The 18116-nt window shown below is 39.0% G+C and carries 20 protein-coding genes; 18 read left to right on the top strand and 2 right to left on the bottom strand.

What is annotated here, in order from left to right:
- Window positions 1-129: 129 nt before the first annotated feature.
- From ACHCNF_RS04845 to ACHCNF_RS04780, 14 genes are all read left to right on the top strand, one after another.
- Window positions 130-573 carry a MarR family winged helix-turn-helix transcriptional regulator gene (locus ACHCNF_RS04845; protein ID WP_026663216.1) on the top strand — a complete coding sequence of 148 codons (444 nt, stop codon included), beginning with the start codon at window positions 130-132 and terminating at the stop codon, window positions 571-573.
- Window positions 566-1042 carry a GNAT family N-acetyltransferase gene (locus ACHCNF_RS04840; RefSeq protein WP_408071660.1) on the top strand — a complete coding sequence of 159 codons (477 nt, stop codon included), beginning with the start codon at window positions 566-568 and terminating at the stop codon, window positions 1040-1042. The genes ACHCNF_RS04845 and ACHCNF_RS04840 overlap by 8 nt, the downstream gene beginning before the upstream one ends.
- Before the next feature lie 23 nt (window positions 1043-1065).
- A complete protein-coding gene (locus ACHCNF_RS04835) occupies window positions 1066-1620 on the top strand; it encodes a DUF5714 domain-containing protein (protein ID WP_408071659.1) in 555 nt (184 codons plus the stop codon).
- 79 nt (window positions 1621-1699) lie between these two features.
- Window positions 1700-2146 (top strand): GNAT family N-acetyltransferase, encoded by a 447-nt coding sequence (locus ACHCNF_RS04830; RefSeq protein WP_026658924.1) that lies wholly within the window; start codon window positions 1700-1702, stop codon window positions 2144-2146.
- A 21-nt stretch (window positions 2147-2167) separates the two neighbouring features.
- Window positions 2168-2761: an NAD(P)H-dependent oxidoreductase gene (locus tag ACHCNF_RS04825; RefSeq protein WP_408071658.1), complete on the top strand. Its 594-nt coding sequence runs from the start codon at window positions 2168-2170 to the stop codon at window positions 2759-2761.
- Window positions 2762-2899: 138 nt separating this feature from the next.
- Window positions 2900-3337 carry a radical SAM mobile pair system MarR family transcriptional regulator gene (locus ACHCNF_RS04820; RefSeq protein ID WP_408071657.1) on the top strand — a complete coding sequence of 146 codons (438 nt, stop codon included), beginning with the start codon at window positions 2900-2902 and terminating at the stop codon, window positions 3335-3337.
- Window positions 3334-4032, top strand: coding sequence for a radical SAM mobile pair protein A (locus ACHCNF_RS04815; protein WP_408071656.1), 699 nt, complete (start codon window positions 3334-3336; stop codon window positions 4030-4032). Before ACHCNF_RS04820 ends, ACHCNF_RS04815 begins: the two co-directional genes overlap by 4 nt.
- Complete coding sequence (locus ACHCNF_RS04810) at window positions 4008-4931, top strand: radical SAM mobile pair protein B (RefSeq protein ID WP_408071655.1); 924 nt, start codon at window positions 4008-4010, stop codon at window positions 4929-4931. The genes ACHCNF_RS04815 and ACHCNF_RS04810 overlap by 25 nt, the downstream gene beginning before the upstream one ends.
- A 125-nt stretch (window positions 4932-5056) precedes the next feature.
- A complete protein-coding gene (locus tag ACHCNF_RS04805) occupies window positions 5057-6607 on the top strand; it encodes a phytoene desaturase family protein (protein ID WP_408071654.1) in 1551 nt (516 codons plus the stop codon).
- Window positions 6537-7103, top strand: a complete 567-nt coding sequence (locus tag ACHCNF_RS04800; protein WP_408071653.1) for a TetR/AcrR family transcriptional regulator — start codon at window positions 6537-6539, stop codon at window positions 7101-7103. The genes ACHCNF_RS04805 and ACHCNF_RS04800 overlap by 71 nt, the downstream gene beginning before the upstream one ends.
- A gap of 335 nt (window positions 7104-7438) precedes the next feature.
- The gene (gene ychF / locus ACHCNF_RS04795; protein ID WP_408071652.1) at window positions 7439-8536 is read left to right on the top strand and encodes a redox-regulated ATPase YchF; all 1098 of its coding nucleotides are present in this window, start codon (window positions 7439-7441) and stop codon (window positions 8534-8536) included.
- Between the two features lie 349 nt (window positions 8537-8885).
- Window positions 8886-9806, top strand: coding sequence for a CPBP family intramembrane glutamic endopeptidase (locus ACHCNF_RS04790; protein ID WP_408071651.1), 921 nt, complete (start codon window positions 8886-8888; stop codon window positions 9804-9806).
- Window positions 9807-9824: 18 nt separating this feature from the next.
- Window positions 9825-10892: an SPFH domain-containing protein gene (locus tag ACHCNF_RS04785; RefSeq protein ID WP_408071650.1), complete on the top strand. Its 1068-nt coding sequence runs from the start codon at window positions 9825-9827 to the stop codon at window positions 10890-10892.
- Window positions 10892-11089 (top strand): type II toxin-antitoxin system antitoxin, encoded by a 198-nt coding sequence (locus tag ACHCNF_RS04780; protein WP_026492054.1) that lies wholly within the window; start codon window positions 10892-10894, stop codon window positions 11087-11089. Before ACHCNF_RS04785 ends, ACHCNF_RS04780 begins: the two co-directional genes overlap by 1 nt.
- Window positions 11090-11218: 129 nt before the next feature.
- Here ACHCNF_RS04780 and ACHCNF_RS04775 read toward each other — a convergent pair whose 3' ends face one another.
- Window positions 11219-11398, bottom strand: coding sequence for a hypothetical protein (locus tag ACHCNF_RS04775; RefSeq protein WP_408071649.1), 180 nt, complete (start codon window positions 11396-11398; stop codon window positions 11219-11221).
- 535 nt (window positions 11399-11933) lie between these two features.
- Between ACHCNF_RS04775 and ACHCNF_RS04770 the strand changes: the two genes are divergently transcribed.
- Window positions 11934-13073 (top strand): SLC13 family permease, encoded by a 1140-nt coding sequence (locus ACHCNF_RS04770; protein WP_408071648.1) that lies wholly within the window; start codon window positions 11934-11936, stop codon window positions 13071-13073.
- Between the two features lie 490 nt (window positions 13074-13563).
- Here the strand turns inward: ACHCNF_RS04770 and ACHCNF_RS04765 are convergent, their stop codons facing one another.
- A complete protein-coding gene (locus ACHCNF_RS04765; RefSeq protein ID WP_408071647.1) occupies window positions 13564-14364 on the bottom strand; it encodes a PDDEXK family nuclease in 801 nt (266 codons plus the stop codon).
- Window positions 14365-14957: 593 nt separating this feature from the next.
- Between ACHCNF_RS04765 and ACHCNF_RS04760 the strand changes: the two genes are divergently transcribed.
- The 3 genes from ACHCNF_RS04760 to rsmH all read left to right on the top strand — a co-directional run bounded on the left by ACHCNF_RS04760 (window position 14958) and on the right by rsmH (window position 18113).
- Window positions 14958-15749, top strand: a complete 792-nt coding sequence (locus ACHCNF_RS04760; protein WP_408071646.1) for a 3'-5' exonuclease family protein — start codon at window positions 14958-14960, stop codon at window positions 15747-15749.
- Window positions 15750-16571: 822 nt separating this feature from the next.
- Window positions 16572-17012, top strand: a complete 441-nt coding sequence (gene mraZ, locus ACHCNF_RS04755) for a division/cell wall cluster transcriptional repressor MraZ (protein WP_408071645.1) — start codon at window positions 16572-16574, stop codon at window positions 17010-17012.
- A 159-nt stretch (window positions 17013-17171) separates the two neighbouring features.
- Window positions 17172-18113 carry a 16S rRNA (cytosine(1402)-N(4))-methyltransferase RsmH gene (gene rsmH / locus ACHCNF_RS04750; RefSeq protein ID WP_408071644.1) on the top strand — a complete coding sequence of 314 codons (942 nt, stop codon included), beginning with the start codon at window positions 17172-17174 and terminating at the stop codon, window positions 18111-18113.
- The last annotated feature ends 3 nt before the right edge of the window (window positions 18114-18116 follow it).

Genomic DNA, 18116 nt, shown 5'->3' with positions numbered 1-18116 from the left:
AGATAAATGAATATGCCAATGGAATTGCCACGTAGTTGTTTATAACGGCTATGTGGCTTTTTCATACCATAAATTAGTTGACAAATACAACTAATGATTTTATCATTTAAATTCATAGGAGGGCATTCGATGGATAAGGTAAAACTATTTCGAGAAAGTACCAGAGAATTAGAACGTAATCTTGAGAAGCTAAACAGTTCTGATTGCTGCCAATGTAACGTTAATACATCTCAATGCTTTCTGGTTGTTGAGATAGGCAGAAAACCTGGAATATGTGTAAAGGAACTTGCTGAACTCCTTAAGATGGATAAAAGTGCTGTAAGCAGATCTGTAGAAGAGCTTGTTCAAAAAGGATATGTTTTGCGAGAACCTTCAAAAAGGGATCGCAGGTGTGTAGTGCTTAATCTGACTGATGAAGGAATGGCAAGATTCAATACAATAGAAAAAGATATGAATTTGAAGTTTGAGAGAGTTTTTTCAATGATTCCAAAGGAAAAACAGAGTCAGGTTTTAGAGGCATTAAATATCTATAATGATGCGATAAAAAAAACGGAGGTGGAATGCTGTGATTAGAGAAATGAGAGATGAAGACTGGGGGACAGTATCAGAGATTTACAAGCAGGGATTAGAAGAGGGAACATCAACTTTTAATACAGAGTGTCCTAGTTTTACTGAGTGGAATGAAGGTCACGTAAAGAATTGCAGGTTTGTTTTTGAGGAAGAAGGGAAGGTTGTAGGCTGGATAGCGTTAAGTCTTTCTTCGAGTAGGTGCGCATATAAAGGCTGCGTTGAGATGAGTGTATATGTTGATAGAAACTATAGAGGTCATGGGATAGGAACAGCTTTGGTAAATACGATTATCAAAGAAGCTGAGAAAGATGGATATTGGAGCATATACTCTGCAATATTTTCAATTAATAAAGCAAGTATAGCCTTACACAAAAAATGTGGTTTTAGGGAAATTGGCTATAGGGAAAGAATAGCTAAAGATCGATTTGGAAAATGGCAGAACACAACTCTTATGGAGTACAGAGCTTCATAATTAGTTTATAGGAGAAGCTACTTATGACTATTGAAGAAAAAGCAAACAGGATTATTGAAGATATACGTAAAGAAAAAGGCATTAATCCTATCAATATGTTTAAGACAATGGCAAAAAAAGATTACATAAGCATACATGGGCCAGAACATCATATATTAGACGGGGCATGTTTCTTGATGGCTTATTATAATGCTGGTGGCAAAATAGATATAGACTCCGCTTTAAAGAAACTTCTTAATGAAGGACTCCGGATGCCGGGAGCAATGTGTGGACTCTGGGGAATATGCGGAGCGATAACTTCTATAGGTGCGGCTCTTTCTATTATTGATGGCACAGGACCTCTTTCTGAAGATGGCACCTGGGGAGATCACATGGCATTTACATCAAGCGCCATAGGAGAACTTGGCCAGATAAATGGCCCAAGATGTTGTAAAAGAGATGCTATGATTGCGTTCAAGCATGGAATAGAGTACGTAAGACAGCACTACGGTGTGCAGATTGAATATGAGGAGCAACACTGTGAGTTCTCATCGCAGAACCAGCAGTGTATCAAAGAAAGATGCCCTTTCTTTGGATAATGGAAAGCTTTTTGTTCCGGACGATTTAGAAATTATGGAACTTTGAATTCCAGGTTAAGGAGGTAAGGAGCATCAGCTGATGATACGAGAAGCAAAAAAAGAAGATTTGGAAGCACTTTTGGAACTGTATCTTTACTTACATGAAGACAGTATTCCCAAGCATGATGAACATCTTGAAAGAATATGGAATCAGATCATTGAAGATCCGAATCACCATCTGATCGTAAATGAGATTGATGGTCAGATTATATCTTCTTGTGTTTGTGTGATTATCCCGAATTTAACAAGAAATATAAGACCATATGCTTTTGTTGAGAATGTGGTAACACATGCGGATTTCAGAGGAAACGGATATGCAGGTGAATGTCTGGATTATGCAAAGAAGATTGCGGAGAAGGAAAACTGTTACAAAATGATGCTACTGACAGGAACAAAGAAGCCGGAGACTATGCATTTCTATGAGAAGGCTGGGTATAACAGCAGTGATAAGACAGCTTTCATACAGTGGATAGGGATGGATAAGTAGCCATAGGTAAAGGAGTATGAAATGAAGGTATTCATTGTATATTGTCATCCAAGTAAAAATAGTTTCACATATGAAGTGAAAGAAGCTTTTATCAAAGGACTGGAGAGTGCAGGACATTCATATGAGATTTCTGATCTGTATGCAGATGGATTCAATCCCGTGATGTCGGAAAAAGAGTATATAAGAGAAGGATTTTATAATTTGGATAGTCCTGTATCGGAGGATGTTCTTTTTGAGCAGAAAAAGATAAATGAAGCAGATGCGATAGCTTTTATTTACCCTGATTTTTGGACTTCGTCTCCTGCTATGTTAGAGGGATGGTTTCAACGGGTATGGACTTACGGATTTGCATATGGGGATAAAACATCCATGGAATGTCTGGAAAAAGCATTATTTTTGATTACCATGGGTGGGTCATTAAAAGATAAGGTAAGAAGAGATCAGCTGGAAGCAATGAAGACAGTTATGATTGGTGACCGGATCAGAAATAGAGCAAAAACCTGCGAAGTATATGCTTTTGATGAGATGACCAGAGGCTATGGTAATGATGCTAACCGGGATAAAAACGCTGGTAAGTATCTAAGAAAAGTATTTGAAATTGCAAAAAACTTATAAAAAGGAAAATCTCTGTTGAAGATACGATTCAGCTTTTGCAATGTGACGTGGACGATTATACCGGAAGTTATGATATGTGTGCTTGACAAAAATACTCCTATATCGTAGTATAAAACTACGATATAGGAGTATTTAATTATGAAGACAAATGGTGGATTTCTTGTTACAAAAATAAAACAGCTGGGTGATCGTATATTTGAAAGGATACTGGCAGAAAAAAACATTGATGCATTTAACGGAGCTCAGGGAAGGATTCTTTATGTCTTATGGCAGGAAGATGGTGTTCCTATTAAAATTATTTCCGAGAAAAGCGGCCTTGCAATTACTTCACTTACGACCATGCTTGAGCGGATGGAAAAAAACGGACTGATAAGCCGCAAAACGGATGAAGCTGATAAGAGAAAAACTCTTCTGTTCCTCACAGATAAAGCCAAAGAACTTAAAGAAGCTTATGACTCCGTATCCAATGAGATGGGGAATATTTATTATCGTGATTTTACGAATAAAGAGATTCTTCAGTTTGAAGAGTATCTTAACCGCATCAGGGTAAACCTTGAGGAATGGAGTGACAAATGAGTATCTGTATTAAAGATCAGATTCAGAACATGAATCTTGTTATAGGGTGCACTGTTGGATGTCCGTACTGCTATGCCAGAAACAATACGAGGCGTTATCACATCATAGATGATTTTGAAAAGCCACAGTTTTTTCAAGGAAAGCTTCGTATGATGGAAAAGAAAAAGCCGCAGAATTTTCTGCTGACCGGCATGAGCGATTTCTCGGGCTGGCATGAGGAATGGAGAGAGGAAGTCTTTAAAAAGATAGCAGAGAATCCTCAGCACCAGTTTCTTTTTCTTACCAAACGACCGGATCTTCTGTCTTTTGAAACAGATCTTGATAATGCATGGTTTGGCGTTACAGTTACGAGAAAGTCTGAGTTATGGCGTATTGATGCACTGCGGAGCAATGTGAAGGCAAAAAAATATCATGTTACCTTTGAGCCTTTGTTCGATGATCCGGGTAAGGTTGATCTTACAGGTATTGACTGGATTGTGGTGGGAACCATGACAGGTGCAAAGAGCAGGACTGTTAAAACAGATCCCGGGTGGGTTTATTCATTGACAGAACAGGCTCATGAACTGAACATTCCTGTATTTTGGAAAGAAGATCTTGTTCCGATTATGGGAGAAGAAATGATACAGGAAATGCCGGATGCTTTTAACAAAGTGCTGGAGGAACAGAGGATATGGAACAACCAGAAATCAAAGTAAATCATATAGAAACAAAAAGTGTAATGACAAAATCGAATACTCCTATTGGAGGATATTCGGTGAATCCCTATGTGGGGTGTCCCCATGCCTGTAAATACTGCTACGCATCTTTTATGAAACGCTTTACAGGGCATACGGAGGAATGGGGAACCTTCATGGATGTGAAAGACTGGCCTGAAATAAAGAATCCAAAGAAGTATGCCGGCCAGAAAGTAATCATTGGAACAGTTACGGATGGTTATAATCCGCTAGAGGAAACATATAAAAATACAAGAAGACTTCTGGAAGAACTAAAGGATAGTGGTGCGGACATACTTATCTGCACAAAGTCAGACCTTGTACTAAGAGATCTGGATCTGCTAAAAGAGATCAATGAAAATAGCAGACTTACAGTATCATGGTCAATCAATACTCTCGATGAAGAGTTTAAAGATGATATGGATGCGGCAGTAAGCATAGAAAGAAGGCTTGCTGCAATGAAAGAGGTATATGCGGCAGGCATTCGTACAATTTGCTTCATTTCACCCGTGTTCGCGGGGATTACGGATATAGAAGCAATCATAGACAGGACAAAAGATCAGTGTGACCTTGTATGGCTTGAGAATCTGAATCTTCGCGGAGGTTTTAAGGCAGATATCATGAAATACATTTCCGATAAACATCCGGATCTGGTGCCACTGTATGACGAAATTTATAATAAAAAGAACCGCAGCTATTTTGAAGCGCTGGAAAAGAAAGCAGAAGAGCTGGCTAAAAAGTATGATTGCAGGTTTGTTGATAATGAAACTCCGTATGAGAGAGTAGAGAAAGGACATCCAACAATCGTAGATTACTTTTACCACGAAGAAGTAAGAGGAACTGCCAATAGTGGAAAGAGAAATGTAATACATAATCCTTGATGGAAGAATAAACTTCAGAATAGCTTTTTTTCATTAATGTGTTGACAAATATAATGATAATAAGTATATTGAATATATATTCAATGAATTGAAATTCAATATTATAATGAAGCGGGGATAAAGATATGAAAAAAGTAGTGATCATAGGTGGTGGAATAGCAGGGCTTTCAGCAGGTATCTATGCGAGACTTTGTGGAATGGATGTTGAGATTTATGAGAAGAACGCTGTTCCGGGTGGCGAGTGTATGGGCTGGAAGAGAAAGGGATTTGTTATTGACAATTGCATTCATTGGCTTACTGGTACCAAGAAGGGAACCGAACTCTATGATGTCTGGAAAGAGGTTGGAGCTCTTATGGATGACACAGAATATGCGCCTCTTGATTCTTTTTTCACCTCATGTCACGGTGGCAAGAAGGTAATTCTCTGGGCTGATCTTGACAGGACCAGAAGGGAACTTTTGGAGCTTTCTCCTGATGATAAGGAAGAAATAGACAAATTCATTGATTATGTTGAATACTCCAAGAAATGCGTTATACCAGCAGCCAAGCCTCTGGATATGTTCGGTTTTATAGACTACATTAACTACGGCAAGGAGATGGGGCAGTTTGTGCAGGTTATGAAGGAACTTGGGGATATCTCACTGGCAGAATACAGTAAGAGATTCAAGTCACCACTTATCAGAAAGATGCTCTGTGATTACCTGCCTGGGGACTACACAGCATATTCACTTCTTGTTTCTTACGCTACTATAGCGGACGGCAACGGTGGTATTCCTATTGGAGGTTCCCTGGAAATGTCTCTTAGAATGGAGAAGCGTTTCAAGGACCTTGGAGGCAGGATTTACTACAACAAGCCGGTAGAGAAGCTGAATATAGAAAAGAAAAAGGTTGTTTCTATGCTACTTGAGTGTGGCACAACGGTCACAGGTGATGAGTTCATCTGTACCGCAGATACTGCAGTTCTGTTCAAAAAATTTCTAGATGAGAAGTATATGCCAAAAATTTATAAAAAAGCATATGAGTCTCCCAAGGAATATCCTGCTACAAGTGGTTTTCAGGTTGCTTTTGCCGCAGATAGAAATTTTAATCCCGGAGAGACAGTATTTATTGACATTGAGCCTCTTAAGGTTGGTGCAGGTACTTTTGACAGAATGTACGTTAAGGTTTACGGTTATGATGAGATCTTTGTTAATGGAGACAGACAGGTGATGCAGACTAACATATTCCAGAGTGATTCGGATTATGAGTGGTGGAAGTCTCTTTCAAGGGATGAATACAACAGAGCAAAAGAGGAACTGGCAGAAGCGGTCAGAATGAGGATAGAGGCTGCATTCCCTGAGACTATGGGTACACTTGAGTATCTGGATGCCTGGACACCTCTTACCTATGAGAGATATTGCAACGCATATCACGGCAGCTATATGAGTTTTGTAACTACACCAGACAGCAAGACTATCAGAGTGAAGGGAGACATAAAGGGTATCAGAAACCTATGTTTTGCGGGCCAGTGGAGCAGCCAGCCGGGCGGACTCCCTGTAGCAGTTACTAATGGTAAATTCGCAATTCAGAGAATGGTTGGCAAAAAGGAATTTGAGGAAAGAATAAATGACCAGAGAAGAGCAGAAGGAAGAGAGAAGGAAAGCAATACTTATGACAGCACTGCATCTGTTTGTTGAAAAAGGGTATCATGAAACCAAAGTAAGTGATATTGCCGCTGCAGTTCCAATGAGTACGGGACTTATGTTTCATTACTTTAAGTCCAAGGAGGAGCTGCTTGCAGCCTTGGTTACTATGGGTGAGCAATATACAAAGGCTACTGTCGGTGGCGATGGTATCCCCGCGGATGCGTTTCTTAAGGGAATGCTGGATGAGCTCTTTAAATATGCCAAGTTGCAGCCTTTTGTCAGCAATATGTTTGTACTGATGGCTCAGGCCAGAAGAGCCGGAATGCCTGAGGATATCAGAAAGATGGCTATGTCTGTGGAGGCAGTCGATAATACTGCCAAAGTAATCAAGAGAGGGCAGAAAGAGGGCTCTTTCAGAGCAGGAGATCCCAAACTCCTGGCACTTTGTTTTTGGTCAGCCTTCCAGGGCATAATGGAAGAGATGACTATAGATAAAAACCTTGAAACACCCGACTCCGAGTGGATAATGGGAATTTTGCGCAAATGAATCAGAGGCATAAAGTGAGTAGAATATTACGACCACATCATGGGATGTGTTTTCAGTTTTATGAAGGCAAGGGATATAGTGAGGATTTTTTAAGAGATACAATTAAAGATGATTGTGACTCGGAACGTGAGCAGAGAAAAAAACATGGATTAAATGTAGATCTTTCACAATATCAGGACCGAAATAAACTCTTATGGTACATTTCTAGGGTGGAGATATTCCATGGATTGTGATACTATAATTGAGGTTTTGTCCCAGCAAAATTGGCACAAAAATATTTAGGAAAAAGTAAGAAATAGCTTAAAATCAAGCTTTTTAGAAGGAGAAATATACAGATGAAACTAGGAATCGTGGGACTTCCGAATGTCGGAAAGAGTACCCTTTTTAACTCACTTACAAATGCAGGAGCACTTGCTGCTAACTATCCTTTTGCAACAATTGATCCTAACGTTGGAATCGTTGCTGTTCCGGATAAGAGACTACAGCTCCTTGGAGATCTGTATCATTCCAAGAAGGTAACACCTGCAACTATCGAGTTCGTAGATATTGCAGGACTTGTAAAGGGTGCGTCCAAGGGTGAAGGTCTTGGAAACCAGTTCCTTGCTAATATTCGTGAGACAGATGCAATTGTGCACGTAGTCAGATGCTTCGATGATCCCAATGTTGTTCATGTAGATGGATCAGTTGATCCTGCTAGAGATATTGAGACAATTAATCTTGAGCTTGTTTTTGCAGATCTTGAAGTTCTCGAGAGAAGAATTGCCAAGACAACCAAGGCTGCAAGAATGGATAAGGCAGCAGCTAAGGAACTTGAGCTCCTTAACAAGATCAAGGCAGTTCTTGAAGACGGCAAGATGGCTAGAGAGCTTGAGCTTGATGACGATGATGAGAAGGCACTTATGAATACTTATGACCTTCTTACATGGAAGCCTGTAATATATGCAGCCAACGTTTTGGAGGATGATCTTGCAGATGATGGAGCTTCTAATAAATATGTGGCAGCAGTTCGTGAGCTTGCATCAAAATCTGGAAGCGAAGTATTTGTAATCAGTGCTCAGATTGAAGCAGAGATTTCAGAGCTTGAAGCAGACGAAAAGGCAGAGTTCCTTGAAAGCCTTGGACTTTCAGAGTCAGGCCTTGATAAACTGATCGCTGCAAGCTACAGAACACTTGGACTTATGAGTTTTCTTACATCAGGTGAAGATGAGACCAGAGCATGGACCATCAAGATCGGAACCAAGGCACCTCAGGCAGCAGGTAAGATTCATACAGACTTTGAGAGAGGCTTCATCAAAGCTGAAGTTATCAACTATGAAGATCTTCTTCGTGAGGGCTCACTTGCAGCAGCAAGAGAAAAAGGCCTTGTCCGCATGGAAGGTAAAGAGTACATCGTTCAGGACGGCGACGTAATATTGTTTAGATTCAACGTGTGATACTGCAAAGCATCGCAGTAAAATAAAGAAGGACACCAATGCAAGCTTGCTTGCAGATTGGTGTCCTTCTTTATTTTAGTATGAGGCGCGCAGCGCCTCAGCGAGGAATCGCTTGCGATTTCGAGCCTGCGATGCTTTGCAGTATCACAAACATTTTAATTATATGAATGCGCAGCGCCTCAGCGAGGAATCGCCTGCGATGCTTTGCAGTATCACTTCCCATTCTATTTTGCCAAATTAGCAGTTTACTTTTGAAATATTAATGATATCATTATGATATCAAATAGATAATACTTATGAAAATAACAACCCGAACGGTTCACAATTTTCATGGAAACTGGAGGTAATTATGGAAACTAATATATACACAGACCGAAATTTGAGTAAGTACCTTCGCTGGGTATTTATAATCGCCTGGGTTATGCAGGTGGCTGTATGGATGCTCTACCAAAACGGAGGAAGGGCACCGGGACAGCTTTTGATGGCGGTCATGATGTATGCGCCGCTTGTAGCGGTTCTTATATCAGGCGTAAAGCTAAAGGGCATGGGCTGGAAACCGAAGCTTAAAGGTAATATAGGATTGTTACTTTTTTCATGGTTTGCACCAAGTATCCTGACCCTTTTAGGAGCTGCGTTATATTTTGCTATTTTCACAGGTCATCTCGATCTGACAGGAGAGAGCATCATGGCTTCTCTGGGAGATGCCGGAACTGCTGCAATGGAGCAGCTTAAGGCGCAGGGAATTACTTATTCCAAGTACATTTTGCTGACTTCCATAGGAGCTTCGATATATGCACCATTCCTCAACATGTTTGCTGCAATCGGTGAGGAGGCAGGCTGGCGAGGCTATATGTACCCTGTATTAAAAGAAAAATATGGTCGCAAAAAGGGCGTGATAATTGGCGGAATTATCTGGGGCATTTGGCACTGGCCGCTCATAGGATTTATAGGTTATGAGTACGGATCAGAGTATTTTGGATTCCCGATAACGGGTATGCTGATGTTCCTTATTTTTACAGTTCCGTTAGGGATAATGTGTGATTGGGTTTATGAAAAGAGTGGATGCATCTGGTTACCTGCAATCCTTCACGGATCAATAAATGCTGCTGCAACTATTCCGATAGCAGTTTGCAGAGCAGACATCGGAACGTACAGATTGCTGGGACCTGTACCCAATGGCTTGATTGCCGGACTTCCAATTATTATAGTTTCAATTTTGTTATTGCATAAAAACTACAGTAGTGAGAACGTTCAAAATGATCTGCAATGAATAGATGGAGGTATAATCATGAATGAAAATGTAAAAGAGAAAATTTTAAACGGACCTAAAAATGGAATGACTATGATGTGCATAATTCTTATTGCATATGCAGCAGCAATCGCCTTGCTTGTAGTTACAGCAATTGGACTTGATGGAGCTGCAGTTCTTATTACAGGTGCAACATCGCCGGGCTTTAATCTGTTTCTTTTTGTACTTAGCTGCGTTTATGTATCTGTTGGCTGGTTTCCTTTTCTTGGACTTAAAGTGTTAAAACCGGGAGAAGCTCTTGTTCTTACACTTTTTGGAAAATACATAGGAACCCTCAAAGAAGATGGATTTTATTATGTGAATCCCTTCTGCACTGCATTTAATCCTGCAGCTGATACTAAGCTTGGACAGAGCGGAGATATTGCTGATACAAAGAAGGTTGCAGGAATTACAATTTCCAGTACGGAAATGCAGATGAGCGGATCTTCATCTTCCAAAAAGATTTCACTCAAGGTCATGACTCTTAGTAACTCCAAGCAGAAAGTTAACGATTTTCTTGGGAACCCTGTAGAGGTAGCAGTAGCTGTTATGTGGAGAGTTACAGATACGGCAAAGGCTGTTTTTGCGGTTGATAATTACAAGGAGTACCTGTCACTTCAGAGTGATACTGCTGTACGAAATGTTGTTAAACTCTATCCTTATGACATTACAGAGAATGTTGATACTACAGGTGACGGTGTAGCTGATGATGGAAGTCTTCGCGGCTCCACTGAGGTTGTAGCACAGCGAATTAAGGATGAGATCCAGTCAAAGGTTGCAGATGCGGGAATTGAAATTGTTGATGCTAGAATTACTTATTTGGCATATGCGCCTGAAATTGCTGCAGCTATGCTTCAGAGACAGCAAGCTGCAGCAGTAGTTGATGCCAGAAAACTTATAGTTGATGGCGCGGTTGGCATGGTTGAGCTTGCTTTGGAGAGACTTAATGAAAAAGAACTGGTCGACCTCGATGAGGAGAGGAAGGCAGCTATGGTATCAAATCTCCTAGTAGTTCTGTGCGGTAATCATGATGCACAGCCTATAGTTAACTCCGGAAGTCTTTACTAATGGCTGAGAAAAAACAGGTTCCGCTTCGCTTAAGTGCTAAGTTATACGATGCTATTGCTGCCTGGGCAGAGGATGACTTTCGCTCGGTGAACGGACAAATAGAATATCTTCTCACAGAATGTGTGAAGCAAAGAAAAAAAGACGGTAAGTATGTTTCTGAACATCTCGATGAACCGCCTGAATTCGATATAAAGTAAATATCAAAAAACTCCCTAAAGTATTATTTATTCTGAAAAAAAATTTTTCAGAATAAAAGTGTATCGCCTTCAAAGATATGTTCTATGAAGGCCGGCAGAATACTGAAGGGAGTTTTGCTTTATATAGTTTCAGACCATATCCTGATTGGATATCTGCTGGTCTTGCTTATTATAAATTGGCGCAAGGATAAATGCAGCAAATACAAGGCAGCTGATGATATGAACAGGTATCTGTGCAAGAGTTGCTGTCTGATTCTGAAGAACATTTACATCACCACCTGAGAGAAGAACGATTAAATTGTTGTTCAAGTAATGCATCATGGTTACGAGTCATATATTCTGAGTTTTCATATATGCATAACCAAAGAATATTCCAAGAGCGATGCATGTAATAACCTGTGATAAGAAGTATACAGGTCCTGTTGTGGTTGTATAGAACATGAAGTCTATTCCAAGATGCCATCTTCTCTACAAGCAGTATTGACTTCTTATATAAAAAAGTGGAAACACAGCCTGTATTGGTGTAGACTATCTTTTCGGAGCGTCCGGTTCTGGTGTATAAGGAATAATGAGTGGCCAGACAGTGCGCACCTGCTTTTGATGGTCTGATTTGGTTAGTTAAGAAAGGATGAGCTGCCAAACAGTGCGCACCTGCTTTTGATGGTCTGATTTGGTTAGTTAAGAAAGGATGAGCTGCCAGACAGTGTGCACCTGCTTTTGATGGTCTGATTTGGTTAGTTAAGAAAGGATGAGCCGCCAGACAGTGCGCATTCGCTTTTGATGGGGCAATCCGGTTACTTAAAAAATTTTGGCAGGATACTTTGCAAGTAATGAGGAAATAAAAATGAAATCTATACCTTTTAAAAATATATTTAATAAGCTTAAGTCTGATCCGGTTCTTATTTGTGCATGGATTCTTGCGATAATATCATGCTTTATAGTAGAGCCTGATTCGGAATATTTTTCATATATTGATTTCAGATCTCTTGGGATATTATGGGGGCTGATGATTGTAATTCAGGGATTTCGCGAGAACTCTATTTTTGAAAAAATAGGAGAACAGCTTCTTGGAAAAGTTAAAACAGGACGCGGGCTTTCCATAGTATTGATACTCATGTGCTTTGTTTCTTCTATGTTTATTACAAATGATGTGGCGCTTATTACCTTTGTTCCGTTTGCGCTAATGACTCTTCATAGCTGTAAGAGAGAAGATATGATGATTCCGGTTATTGTATTGCAGACAGTCGCTGCGAACCTCGGAAGTATGCTTACACCTATCGGGAATCCGCAGAACCTGTATTTATATGGTATTACAGGTATGAGCATCAGCTCCTTTGTGCTGTGCATGTTGCCATACAGCACCTTTTCACTTGTCCTGCTTATGGTTTTTTCTTTCTTTATAAAAAATGGCAGCGAAAAGCTTGGCGAAAGAAAGGATAATTATCAGGTTGTTAAGAGCTTTGGAAGCAGGCGCCAGGTTGTGATTTATTCTGTTTTATTTGTTCTTGCGCTTTTGACGGTTTTGCGTGTGATTCCCTGGTATATCATGGTGGCTGTTATATTTGTTGTGGTTGCTGTGATGGATGGAAAGATTCTCTTAAGAGCTGATTATATATTGCTTCTGACTTTTATAGGGTTCTTTATCTTTACAGGAAACATGGGCAGAATTCCTGAAGTCAGAGATGTGTTACAAAATGCAACTTCGGGAAGAGAATTCATTATGGGTGCGCTTGTAAGCCAGTTCATAAGTAATGTTCCTGCGACACTGATGCTCTCGGGATTTGCTTCTGATTACAAAGAACTTCTGATAGGTGTCAATGTAGGTGGACTTGGTACCCTTATTGCTTCCATGGCAAGTCTTATTTCCTTTAAGGCTTATGGCAATGACTATAAGGAAAACAGAGGAAAGTACATTGCTGTATTTACATTTGTGAATCTGATCTTCCTGCTTTCATTTGTGGGATTTAGAACTGTAATATTGTGATGGATATAAGTTGGAATTTTCAGGTGTACACTGGGATTTTGGCTTTTTGCTGATTCCAGTGTAGTGAAAATTCCAGGTGTACACTGGGATTTTGTTTTTTGCTGATTCCAGTGGAGTGAAAATTCCTGGTGTACACTGGGATTTTGGTTTTCGCTGATTCCAGTGTAGTGAAAATTCCAGGTGTACACTGGGATTTTGGTTTTTGCTGATTCCAGTGTAGTGAGAATTTCAGGTATACACTGGGATTTTGTTTTTTTGCTGATTCCAGTGTAGTGAAAATTCCAGGTGTACACTGGGATTTTGTTTTTTGCTGATTCCAGTGTAGTAAAAATTTCAGGCATACACTGGAATTCTGTTTTTTGCTAAATCCAGTGTAGTGAAAATTTTAGGCATACACTGGGATTCTGCATTTTTTTTATATTCCCAGTGCTTAGGGCTGTTTTTTTATATGGCAAGAAGAATACTTGTAAAAGACATTTTCAACAATTCTTTATGACGTACCGAAATGCTTTGAAATGAAATCTTCTATTTGCTTTGTATTAAGTGGCATCTTTTGGGTTTCCATAGTTATAAGCAGTTCCTTGCCAAGAAATATGCCTGTCTTTTCATAGTCACGAATTCTTTGAAGATTCCACTCTACATAATTCGGATCATCCATTTTGCCTAAATGTTCAAGAAATACAACTTTACGTGTATAGGGATTGAGAATTGTGAAATCAGGATATCTGATATCTCCGTTATAGATTTTCAAAGGACATTCATACTTGTATGGGATCCCTCGAGAATATAGGGCATTGGCTATCATTTCTTCGGATTTGGATCTGACCTGTTCGCCTCTTGCTGTTACATGAAAAGGTACGTCCTTACCAATCTTTTTAGGAACAAACGGAATGTTTTGCCAACGCTCTGCATAATCCTCGTCAGACCATTCGGCTATATCCATCTTTGATTTTATTTCCCAGGGGAAAACACTTGATAATTCCTGCTTTTTTGAGGAATATCCTTTTAGAATTTTTTGAATCATTTTCAGTTCAGGCTCGCTTTGTGTTACAAATGCCTCGTCATATTTCTTTTGAGCAAGCAGCAGGATAGTGTCCATGTCCGCCTTTTTAATATAAATACCGGATTTTTGACCATTTTTCCTGATATAGTATTGAAAAAACTTATCTTTCCGTCCGATCCTGAGATTTTCGGAAGGCGCCTTTTCAAGGCGTTTCTTTCGCCTCACAATTTGGTTATACAAAAATGATTCTCGATATTTAAGTAGCTTTAAATATTCATTTTCATACATAATATAGACCTCCAATTCTTTTTTTTGAATTGCATTTAAATATTTTTTTACAGTAAAAACTAAAAAATGTGTATCTATGTCCATTTTCAAAAGCGTGTTATCTACATGGTTTTGAAAATGGCAGCATAAAACTGTCATTCGAACAATTGCATTTACTGAAAAAAAGAAAATGCTATTCATAGCGTAATGTGAGCTATATTGTAAGCAGTGGAAAAACCATCATATGCAGATGATAACTTGTTTTTTACAAATAAGCTCTTTGATTTACATAGTTACTATTTTGTTGGATAAAATAGCATGCTGAATGCATACCGGTCGTGCCTGATTCACGACAAGTAGTAATTTTATCTGAAAAATATAAAAAGTCAAGTATGAATTAATTATTCATAGAATTCGGCAAAAAAATAAATATATTTTTCATCACGAGGACACTTGTTGTAATTTTTCTGTTTTGCTAATTGATAAAAAACGCTTACGACACAAACGCTATTACAAACTTTTACCTTGTGAACTTAATAAAAGTCATATATCATTACCCTGTTCAAACAAAAAAAGTGAGCCTTTAGTAGCAGAATAAAAAAGAGGTATAAGCAATGGCATACAGTAATTCACTTGAATTTTTAAAGATGATAAAAGAAGTTGGCAGTGTCCAACTTGAAAAGCAGGACGTTCCTGCAAGACAATCTGTTCCTGCAAGACAACCTGTTTCTGCAAGACAGACTGTTTCTGTAAGTCAGACCGTTCCTGCAAGGCAGACTGTTTCTGTAAGACAGCGCGTGCCACAACGCATATCTTTGGACCGTGAAATTAAAAATGTTGATTCACAGAGTAAAATAGCTGTAATTGACACCGAAACTAATTGGTACAACGAAGTAATGTCAATTGGAATCGCATTGGCAGATGCTGACACTTTTAAATGCATCGATGCGAAGTATTTCATTATTGACCCGGAATGCCGAAAAGGCGGTATGTATTCTAATGTCCTTAATATAGTAGAAAAACTTACTACATCAATTGTCACAAGACAGAAAGCAATGGAAGATATTTGCAGATATTTTAAGGAACATTGCGTAAGTAGCATTTATGCTTATAATGCAAAATTCGACTATGGGCATCTGGAAGAACTTTCCGATTTTGAATGGTTTGACATAATGAGGATTGCTGCTTACAGGCAGTTCAATAGCTTTATTTCACCAACATCTGAATTTTGCAAAAGTGGTCGCTTGAAAAAAGGTTACTCTGTTGAGAATATTTTGAGAATGATTAGTGGAGATTCTAACTATTGTGAGACACACAATGCTGTATACGACGCAATGGATGAATTAAAAATCATGGAATTATTAGGACATGAGCTTAATTCTTATGATTGTGCAAAAATCAACTGATCATATAAATCTTGAATAAGATTCTAAAATGCACTGGGAATCAGGATATCTCAAATCCCAGTGTACACCAGAAAAAAACACTACACTGGGAAAAGAGAAAATAAAAATCCCAGTGTATACCAGAAAAAAACACTACACTGGGAAAAGAGAAAATAAAAATCCCAGTGTATACCTGAAAAAAACACTACACTGGGAAAAGAGAAAATAAAAATCCCAGTGTATACCTGAAAAAAACACTACACTGGGAAAAGAGAAAATAAAAATTCCAGTGTACGCCTGAAAAAAACACTACACTGGAAAAAGAGAAAATAAAAATCCCAGTGTACACCAGAAAAAATCACTACACTGGAAAAAGAGGAAATAAAAATTCCAGTGTACACCAGAAAAAATCACTACACTGGAAAAAGAGAAAATAAAAATCCCAGTGTAAACTTGGAAATAATCCCGCTAATATCCCCAAATAATTAACAGAGAACGAACATAAAATTTAATAAAAATATCATATTTAAATAAAAATACTCATAGAAACTAAATATTGAGCATTCAAACACAAGAACACAATATCTTGTATGGGCGAGCCTCCCACCGGACGGTGGGAGGCTTTTTTTAGCATGAAATCAGAGAGAATGCGACTTTCGAAAGGTTGTTAAATAGAAAAAAATAGTTTATTATACATGTAGGTGGTAAAAAGTGTCATAAAGTGGTGGAAAGTGGTGGATACGAAATAAAGTGGTTCTCTCGAGCAAATGAAAGTCTGTAGAAAAGCTGAAAGAACCAGAAATATTTGAAATATCAGAAATACCACTAAACCGGTGAGAAACTATGGGAAAGGCGTACAAAGGCGAATACAGCCATTCAATCGATGCAAAAGGACGACTGATCATCCCGGCCAAGTTTCGCGATCTGCTGGGAGAGCAGTTTGTTGTAACGAAGGGCTTTGATGGATGTCTTTTTGCGTTTGATCAGGAAGGCTGGGATGCTTTTGAGGAGAAATTAAAGGCTTTGCCTATGGATATACCCGGTGCAAGACAGCTTGGAAGATTCTTTATGGCCGGTGCCGATGATGTTGAACTTGATAAACAGGGAAGAATTCTTCTGAAAGCGAACTGGCTTAGCCATGCTTCTATTGAAAAAGATGCGATTGTTGCAGGTGTTGGCAACCGTGTAGAAATCTGGAGCAAGGAAAAGTGGGAAGAAGCTACTTCATTTGATGACATTGATAGTATAGCAGAGAAGATGAGCGCATACGGACTGAGTATATAAAGAAATAAATTGTAGGCCGGAAGCTTGTTAAAAACTTTGCTTATGCAAATGAAAAGTCGATGGAATCAATACTTAAAGTAGTGAAAGTGTTTATATTATTAAAAAGCTAAACTAACTATTTTGAAGACCACACAACGGATTTGAGGGTGAATAAACAATATGGAATTCAAACACTACTCAGTGCTTCTAAATGAGGTGATTGAAAATCTGAATATCGATCCTGATGGCATTTATGTCGATGGAACACTGGGTGGAGCCGGACATTCAAGCCATATTGCGGAGAAACTCTCTGATAAAGGAAGACTCATAGGAATAGATCAGGATGAAGATGCTATAAAGGCGGCAACAGAGCGCTTAAAACCTTACGAGGACAGGGTAAAGATAATCCGTGACAACTACGAAAATGCAGTTAGCAGAGTAAAAGAACTTGGCATAGATAAAGTAAACGGAATCCTGTTGGATCTTGGAGTTTCATCATTTCAGCTTGACAATGAGGAGCGAGGATTTACATACAGATTTGATACTCCGCTTGATATGAGAATGGACAGGCGTCAGGAACTGACAGCTGGTACTATAGTTAATGAATTTTCCGAGATGGAAATCTTTCATATTATAAAAAACTATGGTGAAGACAAATTTGCCAAAAACATAGCAAAGCATATATGTCAGAGACGAAGTGAGAAACCGATAGAGACCACATTTGAACTCAATGACATAATAAAAGCTGCAATACCTGCCAGGATGAGGGAAAAAGGCGGACACCCTTCAAAAAGGACATTTCAGGCACTACGAATAGCTTGCAACAGAGAACTTGACGTTCTTGAGAATTCACTGGACGGAATGATCGATTTTCTGGCTCCCGGTGGAAGAATCTGTGTTATTACCTTCCATTCACTTGAGGACAGAATTGTAAAAAATAACTTCAGAAAAAATGAAAATCCCTGCACCTGTCCGCCGGAGATTCCAATCTGCGTATGCGGCAAGAAGTCAAAGGGCAAAGTAATTACTAGAAAACCTATACTTCCGTCCGATAAGGAATTGGAAGAAAACTCTAGAAGCGCCAGTGCTAAGCTTAGAGTGTTCGAAAAAATAAAAGAATAATTG

The organism is Butyrivibrio sp. NATIVEDY162, assembly GCF_045999815.1.
Lineage (GTDB): Bacteria > Bacillota > Clostridia > Lachnospirales > Lachnospiraceae > Butyrivibrio.
The sequence above is the reverse complement of the archived record's forward strand: the minus strand, read 5'-3'. Positions and strand labels throughout refer to the sequence as shown.